The sequence below is a fragment of the Hyphomicrobium sp. genome (genome assembly GCF_051860585.1).
Lineage (GTDB): Bacteria > Pseudomonadota > Alphaproteobacteria > Rhizobiales > Hyphomicrobiaceae > Hyphomicrobium_C.
The window spans coordinates 1-15061 of sequence record NZ_JBHYDS010000017.1 but is presented as its reverse complement, the minus strand read 5'-3'; the positions used below and the strand labels follow the sequence as shown (position 1 = coordinate 15061).

Sequence of the window (15061 nt, the reverse complement as noted above, 5' to 3'; positions counted from 1 at the left end):
GCGTGGGTCCTGGCCGTCCATGTGAAGCATGGCTCCGCCATGACACCGGGATGACCGATCGTTTGTGCGAGCCGTCGCAGTTGACCGCAATCGCTGCCGCTTACGCGTCGCGTCTCAGTTTGCGCCGATAGGTTTTTTTTGACGTCATCCCGGCGCAGGCCGGGACCCACGCAAGCTTGCCAAAAGCGCGCCGCTCGCGGTTTACTCGCCCCCATCCGATGGGGCCAGCTCCGATGAAGCAACCCTGTGTTTATTTTCTTGCCAGCGCCCGCAACGGAGTTCTTTACGTTGGCGTAACAAGTGATCTTGCGCATCGCATGGCCGAGCATAGCCAGGGTTTGATCGCAGGGTTCACGCAGCGCTATGGCGTAAAGCACCTAGTCTACTACGAGATGCACGCAACGATGGACGATGCCATCACGCGCGAAAAGCGGCTGAAGGAATGGCGGCGCGCGTGGAAGGTTCGTCTTATCGAGACGATGAACCCGGAATGGCGCAATCTGTTTGATCGCGAGACAGGCGAAATCAGTCTCGGTCCCGCTGACATCGCGCGCGTACGATCATGACGTCGCGTTAGCTGCGACTTGCGTGGGTCCCGGCCTACGCCGGGATGACGTCAATTAAACTGTTGTCGGCGCAAATTGGGAAGCGGCGCACTAGGTCTTCTCGGAATTTTTTGCACGAATTTCACAACCAGTACGTCATCCCGGCGTCATGGCGGAGCCATGCTTCGCGTCATGGCGGAGCCATGCTTCGCGTCATGGCGGAGCCATGCTTCGCGTCACGGCGAAGCCGTGCTCCGCACGGACGACAGCCGGGACCCACGCAAGCTTGCCACGAGCGCAACTTTTTTGCAGGTTTCCAAGATGCCGGTCGAAGTTTCGGCCGGCTTTTTTATGCGCTCCCGACCGGCGGAGGCCCTTCCAAAATCGTGGTAAGGCGCTGCTTGATGACGGCTTGGCGGGTTTCGCTTTCGATCTTCTTCGAGGTCAGGTCCGTGACGTAGAACACGTCGACGGCCTTCTCGCCGAAGGTCGTGATGTGCGCGGAGCCGATGTCGAGCGAGAGATCCGAGATTGCATTAGTCAGCTCGTACAACAGGCCGGTGCGGTCGCGGCCGGCCACCTCGATCACCGTGTAGGCGTCCGACAGCACGTTGTTGACGTACACTTCGGGTGCGACCGTGAAGGCTTCGGCGCGCGTGGGGATCGGGCGACGCTTTTCCAATAGCTGCTCCACCCAGGTCTCGCCGCGGAGAAGCCGCTCGATGGTGTCTTCGATGCGCTTGGCGCGGCGCAGCTCGTCCTCATCCTGATCGAACTCGCGGGCCAGCAGGAACGTGTCAAGCGCGAAGCCGTCGCGCGTCGTCGTGATGTGCGCGCCGGCGATGTTGGCGCCGTTGGCCGCGCAGGCGCCCGCGAACAATGACAGCAGGCGCGGGTGGTTGGGCGCGAAGACCGTGAGTTCGGTCACGGCCGTGAAGGCATCCGTCTCGTGGTCGGAGGCGAGCGTTTGCCCCTCGGCTTCGGCTTTGCGCAGCAGGCGCGCGTGCTCGATCTGGCGTTTCGGTTCGGTGCGCAGCCAGTAATCCGGATAGTGACGGCCGATGAAGCGGTCCACGTCGGAGGCCGGCCAATCCGACAGGGCGGCGCGGAGCGCATCCTGCGCGTCCTGCACGATCGTGCTGCGCGGAATCTGCGTATGGCCGCCCGACAGCAGTGGCTCCGTTTCCTGATACAGCGTGCGCAGGAGCTGGCCCTTCCAGCCGTTCCATACGCCGGGGCCGACGGCGCGGATGTCCGCCACCGTCAACAGCAGCAGGAGCTTGAGGCGCTCCGGGCTTTGCACGATGTCGGCGAAGTCGCGCACGGTCTTGGGATCGGAGATGTCGCGGCTCTGGGCGACGTTACTCATCGTGAGATGCTGCTCGATGAGCCAGACCACCGTATCCGTCTCGGCCGCCGAGAGGCCAAGGCGCGGGCACAGGGTGCGCGCAATTTGCGCCCCGACGACCGAGTGGTCCTCAATGCGGCCTTTGCCGATGTCGTGCAGGAACGCCGCGACGAACAACACGCGGCGATTCTGAATGGTCTTGATCAGTTCGGTCGAGAGCGGCACCTCGCTGGCGAAGCCGCCGCGCTCGATGTCCGTCAACATGCCGACCGTGCGGATCAAATGCTCGTCGACGGTGAAGTGATGGTACATGTTGAACTGCATCATCGCGACGACGCGGCCGAACTCGGGAATGAACCGGCCCAGGACGCCGGCCTCGTTCATGCGCCGCAACGTCGCCTCCGGATTGACGCGGCCAGTGAGCAACTGGAGGAAAATCCGGTTCGCCTCGGGATCGTTGCGCAGCGTGTCGTCGATCAGCCGGCTCGAATGGCGCAGCTGCCGGATGGCGTTCGGATGCAGGAACGTATTGGTGTTCTCGGCCTGCGCGAAGAAGCGCACGAGGTTGGCGGGATCGCGCTCGAACACGCCGGGGTCGGCGATGTTCATGCGGCCATTGTCGATGCGGAAGTCGGTCTTGTCGCGGATCTGCCGGCGCAGCATCCAGGACATCGGATTGAAGATGTTCTCGAAGACGGGCGAGCTCTTCAACTGCTGCATTTCGAGCGCCGTGCAGAGGATGGTCGTGAGGTCACCCACATCCTTGGCGACCAGGAAGTAGTGCTTCATGAAACGCTCGACGCCACGCAGGCCGCTCTTGTCCTTGTAGCCGAGACGGTGGGCCAGCACGGGCTGGATATCGAAGCTCAGAAGTTCTTCGGCGCGGCCGGTGTAGAAGTGCAGATAGCAGCGCACGGTCCAGAGAAAGTCTTCGCATCTCCGGAAGGTCGCGGCTTCTTCCCTGGTGAAGATGCCCTTGGCGACACTCTCGGGCCCGACGTCGTGGCCGAGCAGATATTTCGACAGCCAATGCAGGGTGTGGAGGTCGCGCAGGCCGCCCTTGCCGTCCTTGACGTTCGGTTCGACCCTGTAGCGGCTTTCACCGGCGCGCCGGTGGCGCTCACTGCGCTCGGTCATCTTGGCGTCGATGAAGGCGCGCTCGGACCCGCGGATCACCTCATTGCGAAAGCGTTGCTCGAGCTCCGCATAAAGCTGCGCGTCGCCGTGGATCAGCCACATGTCGAGAAGCGACGTGCGGATGGTCGTGTCTTCGTTGGCGAGCTTGACGCACTGGTCCACGGTGCGCGTGGCATGCCCGACTTTGAAACCAAGGTCCCACAGTAGATAGAGCATGTACTCGGCGACGCTCTCGCCCCACGGCGTCTGCTTGTACGGCAGCAGGAACAGGAGATCGATGTCGGAGCCGGGCGCCAGCATCTCGCGGCCGTAGCCGCCGGTGGCGACGACGGCCATGCGCTCGGCGTCGGAGGGATTGGTGGCGCGATAGACGTGGGCGACGGTGTAATCGTAGAGGAGCCGCACCAGCTCATCCTGGAATTTGGCGAGCCCCTTGGCGCAGCGCCGCCCGTTGCCGTCGGCTTCCAACTGCAGGCGCGCCGTGCCGCGGGCCGCCTTGACCAGAAATTTCAGCCGCTCGACGATGGCCGGGCGCGCCTCGGCCGGATTGCCGCTGGCGTTCAGCAGCGCCGTCAGCGCGTGGCGCATTTCCTGCGGATCGAAATACGGGGCAGGCGGGAATTGGGATGTGTCCATCGGATTACTGTAAGACATGACAAGCGTCACCGCGAAGGGGCGTCATTGGCGCGGGCCACCGGAGCGGAGCTGTTTCAACCGGTAGAGCGCCTCGAGCGCCGCCTTCGGCGACAGCTCATCCGGACTCAAATCATCGAGGGCGGTTTCCAACGGACTTGGGCCGGCAGGCGCCGGCTTTTCAACTGGCCGGGCGGCGGCGAACAGAGGCAGCTCGGTAAGCGCACCTGTGCCCTGCACGCGGCGCCGATCCGATTTTTCGAGCAGGGCCAGCACCTCGCGCGCCCGCTCGATCACCGGCATCGGCAGGCCGGCCAGCTTGGCGACCTGGATGCCGTACGAACGATCCGCCGCGCCCGCCTTCACGCGGTGCAGGAAGACGATCTCGTCCTGCCATTCCTTGACGTCCATGGTGACGTTGGCGACCGAGCCGAGGCGTCCCGCGAGCGCCGTCAGCTCGTGATAGTGGGTCGCGAACAGCACGCGGGCGCAGGTGCGTTCGTGCAGGAACTCGACCGCCGCCCAGGCGATGGAGAGACCATCGAAGGTGGCCGTGCCGCGGCCGATCTCGTCCAGGATGACGAGCGAGCGGGCCGTCGCCTGATTGAGGATGGCGGCCGTCTCCACCATCTCGACCATGAACGTCGAGCGGCCGCGAGCGAGGTCGTCCGCCGCGCCGACGCGGCTGAACAGGCGATCGACAACGCCGATGTGGGCCTCGGCCGCGGGCACGAACGAACCCATCTGGGCCAGGATCGCAATCAGCGCGTTCTGGCGGAGAAACGTCGACTTGCCGGCCATGTTCGGACCGGTGACGAGCCAGATGCGCGCGTCCGGCATCTCATCGAATCCGGGCGGCCGGTCGGCAAGGGCGCGGCCCAGCGTGCAGTCGTTGGCGACGAACTGCCCGCCGTGGGCACGCTTCAGCGCGTGCTCGACGACCGGATGGCGGCCGCCGCGAATGTCGAAGGCCTGGCCCGCATCGACGACGGGGCGGACGTAGCGCTCGTGATGGGCGAGATGAGCGAGCGCGGCCGTGTGGTCCAGCTCGGCAAGCGCGGCCGCGATGTCCGACAGCACGCGCTCCTCGCGGGCCACGGCTTCCGACAGCTCGACGAAGATCTCCTGCTCGATGGCCAGCGCGCGGTCGGCCGCCGAGGCGATGCGCCCTTCGATGTCCTGCAGCTCCTGCGTGGTGAAGCGCATCGCGTTCGCCATCGTCTGGCGGTGGCGGAACGTGTCGCTGAGGGGAGCTTCCGTAAGCGGCTTGGCGTTGCCTTGCGACACCTCGATGAAGTAGCCGAGGATATTGTTGTGGCGCACCTTCAGCGTCTTGACGCCCGACTGCGCGACGTAACGCGTTTCGAGTTCGGCCATGACGCGGCGGCTGTCGTCGCGCAGCTGCTGGGCTTCGTCGAGGGCGGCGCGGAAGCCCGCACGCACGAAGCCGCCGTCGCGGCGCAGATGCGGCGGCTCGTCCACGAGGGCGGCGGAGAGCAGGGCCAGCAGCTCGTGTCCGCGGCCGTCGATGCGTTCCGAGATGCGCGTGATATCGGCCGGAACGCCGATCGGGCTTTTGTTGGCGCGCAGGTGCGCGACGGCCGCTTCGGCAGCAGAGAGACCGGCGGCGATCCCGGCGAGATCGCGCGGGCCGCCCCGGCCGAAGGCCAATCGCGAGACGGCGCGCGCCAGATCGGGGGCGCCTTTGAGAGCTTCGCGCACCGCGCCGCGCAACGGCTCGTCGTCGACGAAATAGGCCACGGCATCGAGCCGGGCGTCGATGGCTCCGGCATCCGACAGGGGCGCGGCCAAACGCGCGGCCAGCTCGCGCGCGCCCGCGCCGGTCACCGTGCGGTCGATCGCATCGAGCAGGCTGCCCGCCTTGTCGCCCGACGTCGAACGGACCAGTTCCAGGCTGGCGCGGCTCGCGGCATCGATGATCAGCGCTGCGCCCGCGCCCATCTTCCGGGGCGGGCGAACGACCGGCTTCTTGCCGATCTGCGTCAGGTCGACGTAGCGCAGCACCGCGCCGATAGCGGCCAGCTCGGGACGCGAGAACGTGCCGAACGCGCCGAGGTCCGCCACGCCGAGATGGGCCTTCAGGTCGCGGTCGCCGGCAAGGCTGTCGAACGACGCCGCCGGCACCGGCGTTGCTGCCGCGCCGGCGCGACCGATCCACGCCTTGAGTTCGCCGTCCGCGAGAAGGGTATCGGGCGCGATGACTTCGCCCGGAGCCAGACGCACCAATTCCCCTGGCAGATCGTGACCGCGCACCTCGCCCACCTCGAACTCGCCGGTCGAGATGTCGAGCGAGGCCAGCGCGAGCGTCGTCTCGGGTGACAGGGCGGGCGCATCGGGAGCTCCCGGCGCGCGGAACAGCGCCGTCAGGTAGTTGCGCGCGCGCGCGTCGAGGAGCGCTTCCTCGGTCAGCGTGCCGGGCGTGACGAGGCGGACGACATCGCGGCGGACGACGGCCTTGGCGCCGCGCTTGCGGGCTTCGGCCGGATCTTCGAGCTGTTCGCAGACGGCGACGCGGTAGCCGCGCTTGATGAGGCGCTGCAAATAGTCGTCGGCGCGATGGATCGGCACGCCGCACATCGGGATGTCCTGCCCGAGATGCTTGCCGCGCTTCGTGAGAACAATGCCGAGCGCCTCCGAGGCAACGACGGCATCCTCGAAGAACAGCTCGTAGAAATCGCCCATCCGATACCAGAGGATGCTGTCCGGATTGGCGGTCTTGATTTCGAGGAACTGCGCCATCGAGGGCGTCGCATCGCCGAAGGCGGTTGCAGGCTTCGGAGACTGGTCGGTTGAGGGTTCTGGGGTCGCGGGGTCTGGGGACGAGGCAGCAGACGCTTCGGGCACATCCCCACGCGCTGGCGCGGTTTCGCGGCCGCGGCCCGTCTCGTCCTTGCGATTGGTCTTCAGTCCCGCCATTCCGACGCCGCCTGCCCCCGGTCCTGATTACAGGGGCAACGGATAGCCGGTTGGCGACAGAAATGGAAACCCCGAGGTGGCCAAACCCAAGACTTTCGCGGCCAGGCGGGCCTCGCAGGTGCGCTAGCGCATTTTCCGATCAGACGGATCCGCCAGCTTTATGCCCTCCCCTAGACGGGGAGGGTGGCATCGAGTGCAGCGAGATGCCGGGTGGGGTGACGGGCTTTGGATGCCGCTTCAAGATCATCCCCCCACCCCTAACCCCTCCCCGCGTCCATGCGGAGCATGGCTTCGCCATGACGAGGGAGGGGGAGGCGTTGCGCTTTCGTCAGAAAGCTAAACCTCGACGGCGATGCGGCTTCTCACCTCGTCCGGCGCGCCGAAATGATCGAAATAGCGCGGGTCGATGTTTTCAACCGGCAGGATGATGAACACGTCGGTCGTGCCGAACTGACGGTCGATCACGGCGCCGTCGCCCACGAACGCACCGAGCCGCAGGTAGCCCTTGATCAGCGGCGGCAGGGCCTTCAGCGCGGCCTTCGCGTCGATCTTGTCGGGGGCGATCCGGTTCATCGGCACATGCAGGCGATCATGCGCGCGGCAGCGCCACTCCGGCGGGGCCAGCGCATTCGCGTGGAGGAAGCTCAGCGCCATGGCGTGGGCGTCGGGATCCGTACCCTCGAAGCTTGCGCATCCGATCATGACGTCGACGCGGTGCTCGCGGATGTACGTCCAGAGGCCGTGCCACAGCAGCTCGACCGAGCGCTTGGTGCGGTAGGGCTGAAGCACGCAGGACCGGCCCAGCTCCATGAAACGATAGCGCGGCGACTTGGCCGCAATCATCGGCCCGATGTCGTATTCGCTGGCCGTGTAGAAGCCGAGCGAGCGTTGCGCCACTTCCTGGCGCAGAACGCGATAGGTGCCGACGACGTGCGGCTTGCGCGTGCGCACCCAGGCTTCCGGCTCGAAGGCCTGATCGAGGCTGCGATCCTCGACGAGGAGATGATCGCAGATGGAGTCATAAGGATCCTGATCGAGGCGGCGCATGCCCGCGATCACGCTCGGGGTGGCCGACATCTCCTCGTAGAACACCTCGTAGCGCAGCCGCTGGGCGCGCTGGATGTCCTTGCGCCCCTGGGCGAGGCGGACCTCAAGATTGCCGATGCGGCCGTAAACCTTCGCGGGCGGCTTGCGGATGAAAGGCAGGCCCTTCGTGCGGGCCTTTTCGTTCAGCTCGCGCAGCGCGAGCAGGCCGCGCGGAGCGGCCGAGAGGAGAGGATTGCTTTGCCACCGGCCGGCGATGTCCATAGCCATCCGCCGCATCTTCGCCTGCCGTTCGATGGTCATTTCAAATCCGTCCGCATTCCAACCGAACTCGCCGTCGGCGTAGCGCAATCAATCACGAGTCGGAGACAATTTTGCGACGGTTCAAGAGCCCCGAGGGTTAACCCCTCGCCTGCGGCGGCCTTTTAGCGCTTCGCCTTCGTCGACCCCTTAACTCTTCGCCGGCGGGGGCAGGTCCAGCGAGCGGGCGGCTTCCGCGGTCATGAGGGGAACGCCATTGCGGATCGGATAGGCCAGGTTGGCCTTGGCGCTGATCAACTCGCGCGCCGCCCGATCGTAGGTCAGCGGACCCTTGGTGACGGGACAGACAAGAAGCTCGAGCAGCTTCGGGTCGGGCTCCTCGGCGGACGGTTCGTGCGGGGCATGTTCGCTCATGGTGTGCTCACTGCAAGGTGCCGCCGGATCCGCCGCGCGCCGCAAGGTCCATCTCGGCGAGAGCGACGAGGACTTCGGCGCGCGTCTTGAGATCGCTCGCTTCCAGCAGCGCCTGCTTCTCCTCGGGGCCATACGGGCACATCACGCACAGCGCGTTGATGAGATACTCGCTCGGCGCGCGATCGATGACGGCCCAGTCGGTCTGGAGATTGTTCTCAGTCAGGTACGAGCGCAAGACGCCGATCAGGCGCACGCGATCGATGCGCTCTTCGCCGAAGCCGCGCGTGAGATCGCTGGCGAAGCGGTCGTAGCTGACGCTGGCGGCGCGATACGATTTGCCGGTCTCCGCTTCACCCACGATTTCGAAACGCGAGATGCCGGTCACGGCAATGGCCAAGCGTCCGTCGTCGAGTTCCTGATAGCTCGTGATGCGGCCCGCCCCACCGATGCGGCGCAGTTCGACTTGGCGCTCCGGCGGGCTCTCCTGTGCGTCAGATCCGACGGGCTGGATCATGCCCAGCATGCGCGAGCCGCTCATCACGTCTTCGATCATTTCGAGGTAGCGTGGCTCGAAAATATTGAGCGGCAACGTCGATCCCGGCAGCAGGATTGCGCCGCGCAACGGAAACAGCGGAATGCGCGGCGGCAAATCGGCAGGACGGCGGTAGCGGTCGGCGAGAGACACCATTTTCTCCTCGGCCTTAGCGGAACAGGATCGACGACAAGCGCCGGCGGCCATCGATCGTATGTTCGTCCTTCGGACCCCACGCGTCGAAAAGCTGGACGAGCTGCTTGCGCGCGGCTTCGTCGTTCCAGGCGCGATCGCTGCTCACGATGTCGAGCAGATGCGTGAGCGCGACATCCTTCTTGCCGCGTGCGGCGAGGGCCACCGCAAGATCGAAACGCGTTTGATGATCGGCCGGGTTGGCGGCGAGGCGCTGCTCCAGCTCGGCGCTGTTGTCGGACTTGCCCGCCAGCTTGGCGAGTTCGAGCGCGGCGCGCGCGCTTTGCACGGGCGCACTCGTCTGCTTGTCGGGCGGCACGAGGCTCAACGTCTGCTCGGCGCGTGCGGGATCGCCGCTGATCAGGTAGCAGCGCGCCAGCCCGGCGAGGGCCTGGACGTTCTGCTGGTCTTCCTGCAGCACAGCCGCGAACGCTTCGGCGGCGCCCTGCAGATCGCCCGCGTCGAGGGCTGCCTCCGCCGCTACGATCACGGCCGCTATATCGCCTTCGCCGTCGTCACCCAGGGCGCGATCGATGAAGGCGCGAACCTGGCTCTCGGACTGAGCGCCCGTGAAGCCATCCAGCGGGCGGCCGTCGCGGAAGGCGTAGACGGTCGGCAGCGACTGGATGCGAAGCTGGCCCGCAATGGCGGGATGGGCATCGGTGTCGATTTTGACGAGGCGGACCTTGCCGCCGTAGCTCTTGACCACTTTCTCGATGATCGGGGTGAGCTGCTTGCAGGGGCCGCACCAGGCCGCCCAGAAATCGACGAGCACCAACGCGTCGCGCGAGGCCTCGATGACGTCCTTGCCGAAGCTCGCCGACGTGCCGTCCTTGATCAGCCCAGCCGACGCTGCCCCGATGGGCTTCAAAGCTCCCAAATCCATTCCGTCACTCCTCGAGAGGTTTGCGGTCGTGCCCGCTCCGGGCGGCGCGCACGGACACTGCGCCCGCTATATAGGAAGCAGAACGAAGGTGTGCGAGGCCGCACGAAGCAGCCGTGGGAGACTCAACCGCAATTGGCCGCGGCTTGCAACGAGTTCAGGACCATCCGTGCGCATCCCCGAGCTTGTGCCGGACCGGCGGACCGCGGCCGGGCTTGTGAAACGCTCTGCGTAGGCCCGAAATTCAGGCGTCCGGCGCGGGCTTCAGGAAGACGCTTGCAAAGCCCGGTCGGTTGAGCAATAAGACCGGGCGCACCGCTTTGCGGCGCGCACTTACCCCATTTCCGGACGCGGGCGTAGCTCAGGGGTAGAGCATCACGTTGCCAACGTGAGGGTCGTGAGTTCGAATCTCATCGCCCGCTCCAATCTTCTCAATGTTCTTCGAAACGCACCGCCTGGGCTTAACGGCTCCGGGCGTTTTTGCGTGTCTGGAGCACGTTTCTCTCACGTCTTCGGTGCGAGCGCGAACGCTCGCATCTCAACCATCAGGCTCTAGGACGCGGCCGACGCCGCCGGGGCACTGTTGGAGATTCCGTCCGGATCGGCGGGTTTCGGCGGCGCGGGCGCAGCGGCCGCGGGCTCGGCCGTCGCGGCCGGCGCCGGCTCCAGGCGCGCCAGAATCTCTTCGCTCAATTGCCGAAGAGCCTTGCCGGTCTCTCCCGGGTACTTGGCGAAATAGGAGCGGTCCGGCGCGTGGAAGCGAGCGCATTCCTGCATCGCCACGGCGCGCGGGACGACCTGGTTGAAGCACCGGTTGTCGGGGTTGCTCAAAAGCCAGGCGTGGTAGTCCTCCTCCGTCGGCGAGGACATGTCCTTCATGTTGACCAGCACGCCGAGATTTTCGGCGAACCCCATCTCCGGGTTCAGGGCCTTGAACCGGCGAAACACCTCGAGGCCGCACACCGACACGTAATCCGCCTTGGTCGGCGAGATGTGATAGTCCGCCTCGCGCAGCCAGCTTTCCGTCAGAACGGACAATCCGGGCGGGCAATCGATCAGGATCACGTCGAAGACGCGGCGCGCATCGGCCAACAGTGCGCTGATGACATTGCGCAGGCGGCTGTGCAGGCTTTCCTTCGAGACCTCGCGCTCGAACAGCGTGAGCTGCATGTCGCTCGGGATGAGGAATACGGTGCGCGCGTCGTCGACGTCGGACACGTTGCGGACGACGTAACGCAGCCAGTCCGCCTCCGCATCCTGCAGCACGCGGGCGACCAGGAAATCCACCATGGTCAGGCCGTTCTGCTGCAACCGGTGCAGGTTCGGCACCGTCATCAGCATGCTCGACACGGAGGCCTGCGAGTCGCTGTCGATCACCAGCACGTTCTTGCCGTGATAGGCCGACAGGGTTTCGGCCAATGCGAGCACAAGCGTGGACTTGCCCACGCCGCCCTTGGTGTTCATGACAGCGATGGTATTGCGCATAGTGATCCGAGCCCTCCCCGGCTCCGATGCCGCACCGTTCGCGTCATCCGATCTGCGTGCTCCGCACTCTCCGACGTGCGTACTGCGCACGACCCGATTTGCGTGCTCCGCACGACCGATGTGCGTCCGGAATGTGGCGGTCTCGCGAACGATGTCCGATTTCACCGGCACATTCGCGCAAGCAACACCGGTCTTAGCAAAAGTTTGCGTCTCTCGCGTCAAGAGACTTTGCGGCCGAAACCGATTGTAAGCCTACCAGCGCGTGTCGGCACGCACCCAGGCTGTGCCGCCGCGGCGGGCCAGAACGCGGGTGCGTTCGTAGGCGATGACCGGCGGACGATCGACAACATAGCGTTGCGCGGGACGGACCGCGACGGCGCGGTTCTGAATGCCGTAGACGGGCGGCTCGACCATGCGGACGCGGCGACCGGGATGGACGAGGATCTCGCGCGGGACGACCTTCACTTCGGCCGGAACCGCCACTTTGCAGCGCCGTTCGCCGTAGGGCCCGTAGGTGCGTTCCCAGCGCCAACCGGCGCGGCGCACCACGATCTCCTGGAAGACCGTGCGCGTGACGGGCGGCGTCATGGCGTAGGTCACGCGCGGCGGCTGGAGCATCACGCGCTCCTGGCGGACGACAACCGTGGGGCGCGTTTCATAAACGTCCCGATAGCCGCGCTCGACGACCACGGGGCGCTCGACCGTGCGATAGACGTCGGGATAGCTCACCCTGTCGTAGCACTCGCCACCGCCGCGGCAGGCCAACGCCGGCGAAGCAGCCGACGCAACGATGAAAAGACTGGCGACGGCGACACGACCGCGTGACAACATAAGACATTCGCTCCGGAGCAAGACCTGCATGAGATTAAGTCAGCAGCGTCGCCTGCGCGCGGGGAACGTCGCGAGTTGGTTAAACTCAACACATTGAGTCAATTACAGTTTTAATAGGTTTGATGTTTTTTCTTCGGCTCTGCCCGCGCGGCCAATTTCCCGGCGCACCGCCATCTGATAAACGTGGCATCTGATAAATGTCGTCGCCCACGCCCCCTCACGAGGATCCGTCTCATGACCCCCGCCCCCTCCCTCCCATCGTTTCGCCCGCTCGCCCTGGTCGCCACACTGCTCGCGGCGCTCTCTCTCGGCGGTTGCGGCGTCAACAACATCCCGACCTATGAGCAGAGCGCGAAGGCGGCCTGGGCCGAGGTGCAGAACCAGTACAAGCGGCGCACCGACCTCATCCCGAACCTCGTCGAAAGCGTGAAAGGGTTCGCCGAGCAGGAGCGCAAGGTGCTGACCGACGTGACGGAAGCCCGCGCGAAGGCGACCAGCGTGCAGATCCCGGCCGACATCCTCACCAACCCCGCGGCTATGAAGCAATTCCAGGACGCTCAGAACACGCTCGGCGGCGCGCTGCGCCAGCTGCTCGCCGTGGTCGAGCGCTATCCCGACATCAAGTCGGGCCAGAACTTCCTGGCGCTGCAGAGCCAGATCGAAGGGACGGAGAACCGCATCTCGATCGCGCGGCGCGACTACATCCAGTCCGTCCGCCAGTACAATACGGAGATCACGACCTTCCCGGGCCGGCTCTGGAAGTCCTTCATGTATCCTTCGGCCCAGGCGATGGCGACGTTCGACATCCCGGCTGAAGAGCAGAAGGCGCCCAAGGTCGATTTCGGCACGAGCAAGTAAGGGAACGGCGCGCATTCATGCTTCCATGAGCGCACCTCCTTTTCTTCCACCCTGCCCTGACGGGGAGGGTGGCGCGCAGGCGCCGGATGGGGCGATGACACACAACCGACTTGAGTTTCTTGACGCCCCCTCACCCTGTCCCTCTCCCCAAGGGGAGAGGGAACGCAAGGCCATGCCGTTTGCGCCATCAGGCTCCCTCTCCTCCCGGGGAGCGGGTTGGGGTGAGGCGGCTCCGAGCCCCTCAATAAAGAACGAAAACACCGCGCCAATCGTCCTGAGCAAAAAACGTCATGCAACGGCGCGGCTCGCGGCGGCGACGTGCGTCGCGCTCGCAACCGTCGTGCTTGCGTTCGCCTTTCTTGGGTTAGGGCCCGCGCTCGCCGCGCCGACGTTTCCATCGCTCACAGGGCAAATTGTCGACACCGCCAATCTGCTGACGCCCGAGGACCGGGCGGCGGTCGAGGGTGAGCTCAAGGTGCTCGAGGAAAAGTCCACCGACCAGTTCGTCGTCGTCACGGTGCCCTCGCTCGAAGGCTACGAGATCGAGGACTACGGCTACCAGCTCGGCCGGCACTGGGGCATCGGGCAAGCCGGCAAGGACAACGGCGTGCTGCTCATCGTGGCGCCCAACGAACGGAAGGTGCGGATCGAGGTCGGACGCGGGCTGGAGCCCATCGTCACCGATCTCATGAGCCGCATCATCATCGAAAACGCCATCCTGCCGGAGTTCCGGCGCGGCAATTTCAGCGGCGGCATCCGGGCCGGCGTGCGCGACATCAAGGACACGCTGCTCGGCGACGCGGAAGCGGTCAAAGAGCGCGCGCGCGGCCTCAACGGCAACGACGAGCCTGATTGGATCGGACTTCTGATGATCGCGTTCTGGATCGCGGTCGTCGTCTACATCATCTACGCGCAGTCGCGCTATGCCGCGCAATCCCCGCAGACCGTCGGCCGCGATCCGCAGCGGCGCGGCCGGCGTGGGGGCGCTCCCATTATCATCCCGGGCGGCGCGTCCGACTCGTGGGGTGGAGGATGGTCCGGCGGCGGCGGAGGCGGGTGGTCTGGCGGCGGTGGAGATTTCGGCGGCGGCGGCGGATCCGGCAGCTGGTAATTTGATCGATGTCGCACTCAACAGCACTCTTTTGTTTTGTCGTGCTTCTTTTCGGAAAATCGGCTTCCACTTTTCCGGAAGCACTCTAAGGACGACGCCATGCGACTGACGTTTTCGGAAACCGACGAGCACCGGATCGCGGAAGCCATCACTAAGGCCGAGCGGAAGACCTCGGGCGAGATCGTTGCGGTCGTGTCGGCCGAAAGCAGCACGTATCTCTACGCGCCCTTCCTCTGGGCCTCGGTCGCGGCCCTGCTGACGCCGTGGCCGCTGATCCTCTGGACATGGTGGCCGGCGTCGTGGGTCTATCTCGCGCAGGTCGTGGTGTTCGCAGCCGTTCTGCTGCTTACGCTGCCGCGGCCCATCCGCTATCGCCTCGTGCCGGCGCGGGTGAAGCGCGCGCGCGCGCACCGGCGCGCTGTGGAACAGTTCGTGGCGCAGAACCTGCACACGACGGCCGGGCGCACGGGCGTGCTGATTTTCGTTTCGGTGGCCGAGCGGCACGCGGAGATCATCGCGGACACCGCCATCGACGATCGCGTTCCGAAGGGCACGTGGCAATCCATCGTGAAACGCCTGACGACGGCATTTGCGCAGCGGCAGCCGGTGGAAGGTTTCGTGACCGCCATCGAGGACGTGGGCACCCACCTGGCGACCCATTTTCCGCCGGGCTCCTGCGACATGAACGAGCTGCCCGACCACCTGATCGTGCTGGACGGGGTGTGATCGCCGGGCGGTTCCCGCGCTGACATTGAGGTTGTTCGCGCCGCTTCTCAACGTCATCCCGACGAAGGTCGGGATGTGGATTCACATTCGAAGTGCAACAGTTGAGCAAGAAAGATCTCGGCTG

At 65.6% G+C, this 15061-nt stretch carries 12 protein-coding genes and 1 tRNA gene; 5 read left to right on the top strand and 8 right to left on the bottom strand.

Going from position 1 to position 15061, the window contains the following annotated elements; genetic code table 11:
* Positions 1–218 precede the first annotated feature (218 nt).
* Positions 219–566, top strand: coding sequence for a GIY-YIG nuclease family protein (locus ACTIFK_RS18535; RefSeq protein ID WP_439544531.1), 348 nt, complete (start codon positions 219–221; stop codon positions 564–566).
* A gap of 328 nt (positions 567–894) precedes the next feature.
* On the opposite strand, the gene ACTIFK_RS18530 is transcribed toward ACTIFK_RS18535, so the two are convergent.
* The 6 genes from ACTIFK_RS18530 to trxA form a co-directional block, all read right to left on the bottom strand.
* A complete protein-coding gene (locus ACTIFK_RS18530; RefSeq protein WP_439544494.1) occupies positions 895–3684 on the bottom strand; it encodes a [protein-PII] uridylyltransferase in 2790 nt (929 codons plus the stop codon).
* Positions 3685–3708: 24 nt separating this feature from the next.
* Positions 3709–6600: a DNA mismatch repair protein MutS gene (mutS, locus tag ACTIFK_RS18525; RefSeq protein ID WP_439544493.1), complete on the bottom strand. Its 2892-nt coding sequence runs from the start codon at positions 6598–6600 to the stop codon at positions 3709–3711.
* 336 nt (positions 6601–6936) lie between these two features.
* Complete coding sequence (locus tag ACTIFK_RS18520) at positions 6937–7908, bottom strand: GNAT family N-acetyltransferase (RefSeq protein WP_439544530.1); 972 nt, start codon at positions 7906–7908, stop codon at positions 6937–6939.
* 186 nt (positions 7909–8094) lie between these two features.
* Entirely contained in the window at positions 8095–8319 is a 225-nt protein-coding gene (locus ACTIFK_RS18515; protein ID WP_439544492.1) for a Trm112 family protein, read from the bottom strand.
* A 7-nt stretch (positions 8320–8326) separates the two neighbouring features.
* Positions 8327–9004, bottom strand: a complete 678-nt coding sequence (locus tag ACTIFK_RS18510; RefSeq protein ID WP_439544491.1) for an LON peptidase substrate-binding domain-containing protein — start codon at positions 9002–9004, stop codon at positions 8327–8329.
* A 16-nt stretch (positions 9005–9020) separates the two neighbouring features.
* Positions 9021–9929: a thioredoxin gene (gene trxA / locus ACTIFK_RS18505; RefSeq protein ID WP_439544490.1), complete on the bottom strand. Its 909-nt coding sequence runs from the start codon at positions 9927–9929 to the stop codon at positions 9021–9023.
* 347 nt (positions 9930–10276) lie between these two features.
* Here trxA and ACTIFK_RS18500 point away from each other — a divergent pair.
* Positions 10277–10351, top strand: a tRNA-Gly gene (locus tag ACTIFK_RS18500).
* Positions 10352–10478: 127 nt separating this feature from the next.
* Here ACTIFK_RS18500 and ACTIFK_RS18495 read toward each other — a convergent pair.
* Both ACTIFK_RS18495 and ACTIFK_RS18490 read right to left on the bottom strand, forming a co-directional pair.
* A complete protein-coding gene (locus ACTIFK_RS18495) occupies positions 10479–11411 on the bottom strand; it encodes a ParA family protein (RefSeq protein WP_439544489.1) in 933 nt (310 codons plus the stop codon).
* A 252-nt stretch (positions 11412–11663) separates the two neighbouring features.
* Positions 11664–12242: a hypothetical protein gene (locus tag ACTIFK_RS18490; protein WP_439544488.1), complete on the bottom strand. Its 579-nt coding sequence runs from the start codon at positions 12240–12242 to the stop codon at positions 11664–11666.
* A gap of 234 nt (positions 12243–12476) precedes the next feature.
* Here ACTIFK_RS18490 and ACTIFK_RS18485 point away from each other — a divergent pair, with 234 nt between their 5' ends.
* From ACTIFK_RS18485 to ACTIFK_RS18475, 3 genes are all read left to right on the top strand, one after another.
* Positions 12477–13100 (top strand): LemA family protein, encoded by a 624-nt coding sequence (locus tag ACTIFK_RS18485; RefSeq protein WP_439544487.1) that lies wholly within the window; start codon positions 12477–12479, stop codon positions 13098–13100.
* A 172-nt stretch (positions 13101–13272) separates the two neighbouring features.
* Positions 13273–14211, top strand: coding sequence for a TPM domain-containing protein (locus tag ACTIFK_RS18480; protein WP_439544486.1), 939 nt, complete (start codon positions 13273–13275; stop codon positions 14209–14211).
* Positions 14212–14310: 99 nt separating this feature from the next.
* Positions 14311–14937, top strand: coding sequence for a TPM domain-containing protein (locus ACTIFK_RS18475; protein ID WP_439544485.1), 627 nt, complete (start codon positions 14311–14313; stop codon positions 14935–14937).
* Positions 14938–15061 lie beyond the last annotated feature (124 nt).

What these genes read in the sequence shown, in the direction of transcription:
- ACTIFK_RS18535 (WP_439544531.1), top strand. Translation starts at nt 219, where the DNA reads ATGGGGCCAGCTCCGATGAAGCAACCCTGTGTTTATTTTCTTGCCAGC.
- ACTIFK_RS18530 (WP_439544494.1), bottom strand. Translation starts at nt 3,684, where the DNA reads ATGTCTTACAGTAATCCGATGGACACATCCCAATTCCCGCCTGCCCCG.
- mutS (WP_439544493.1), bottom strand. Translation starts at nt 6,600, where the DNA reads ATGGCGGGACTGAAGACCAATCGCAAGGACGAGACGGGCCGCGGCCGC.
- ACTIFK_RS18520 (WP_439544530.1), bottom strand. Translation starts at nt 7,908, where the DNA reads ATGGACATCGCCGGCCGGTGGCAAAGCAATCCTCTCCTCTCGGCCGCT.
- ACTIFK_RS18515 (WP_439544492.1), bottom strand. Translation starts at nt 8,319, where the DNA reads ATGAGCGAACATGCCCCGCACGAACCGTCCGCCGAGGAGCCCGACCCG.
- trxA (WP_439544490.1), bottom strand. Translation starts at nt 9,929, where the DNA reads ATGGATTTGGGAGCTTTGAAGCCCATCGGGGCAGCGTCGGCTGGGCTG.
- ACTIFK_RS18495 (WP_439544489.1), bottom strand. Translation starts at nt 11,411, where the DNA reads ATGCGCAATACCATCGCTGTCATGAACACCAAGGGCGGCGTGGGCAAG.
- ACTIFK_RS18490 (WP_439544488.1), bottom strand. Translation starts at nt 12,242, where the DNA reads ATGTTGTCACGCGGTCGTGTCGCCGTCGCCAGTCTTTTCATCGTTGCG.
- ACTIFK_RS18485 (WP_439544487.1), top strand. Translation starts at nt 12,477, where the DNA reads ATGACCCCCGCCCCCTCCCTCCCATCGTTTCGCCCGCTCGCCCTGGTC.
- ACTIFK_RS18480 (WP_439544486.1), top strand. Translation starts at nt 13,273, where the DNA reads ATGCCGTTTGCGCCATCAGGCTCCCTCTCCTCCCGGGGAGCGGGTTGG.
- ACTIFK_RS18475 (WP_439544485.1), top strand. Translation starts at nt 14,311, where the DNA reads ATGCGACTGACGTTTTCGGAAACCGACGAGCACCGGATCGCGGAAGCC.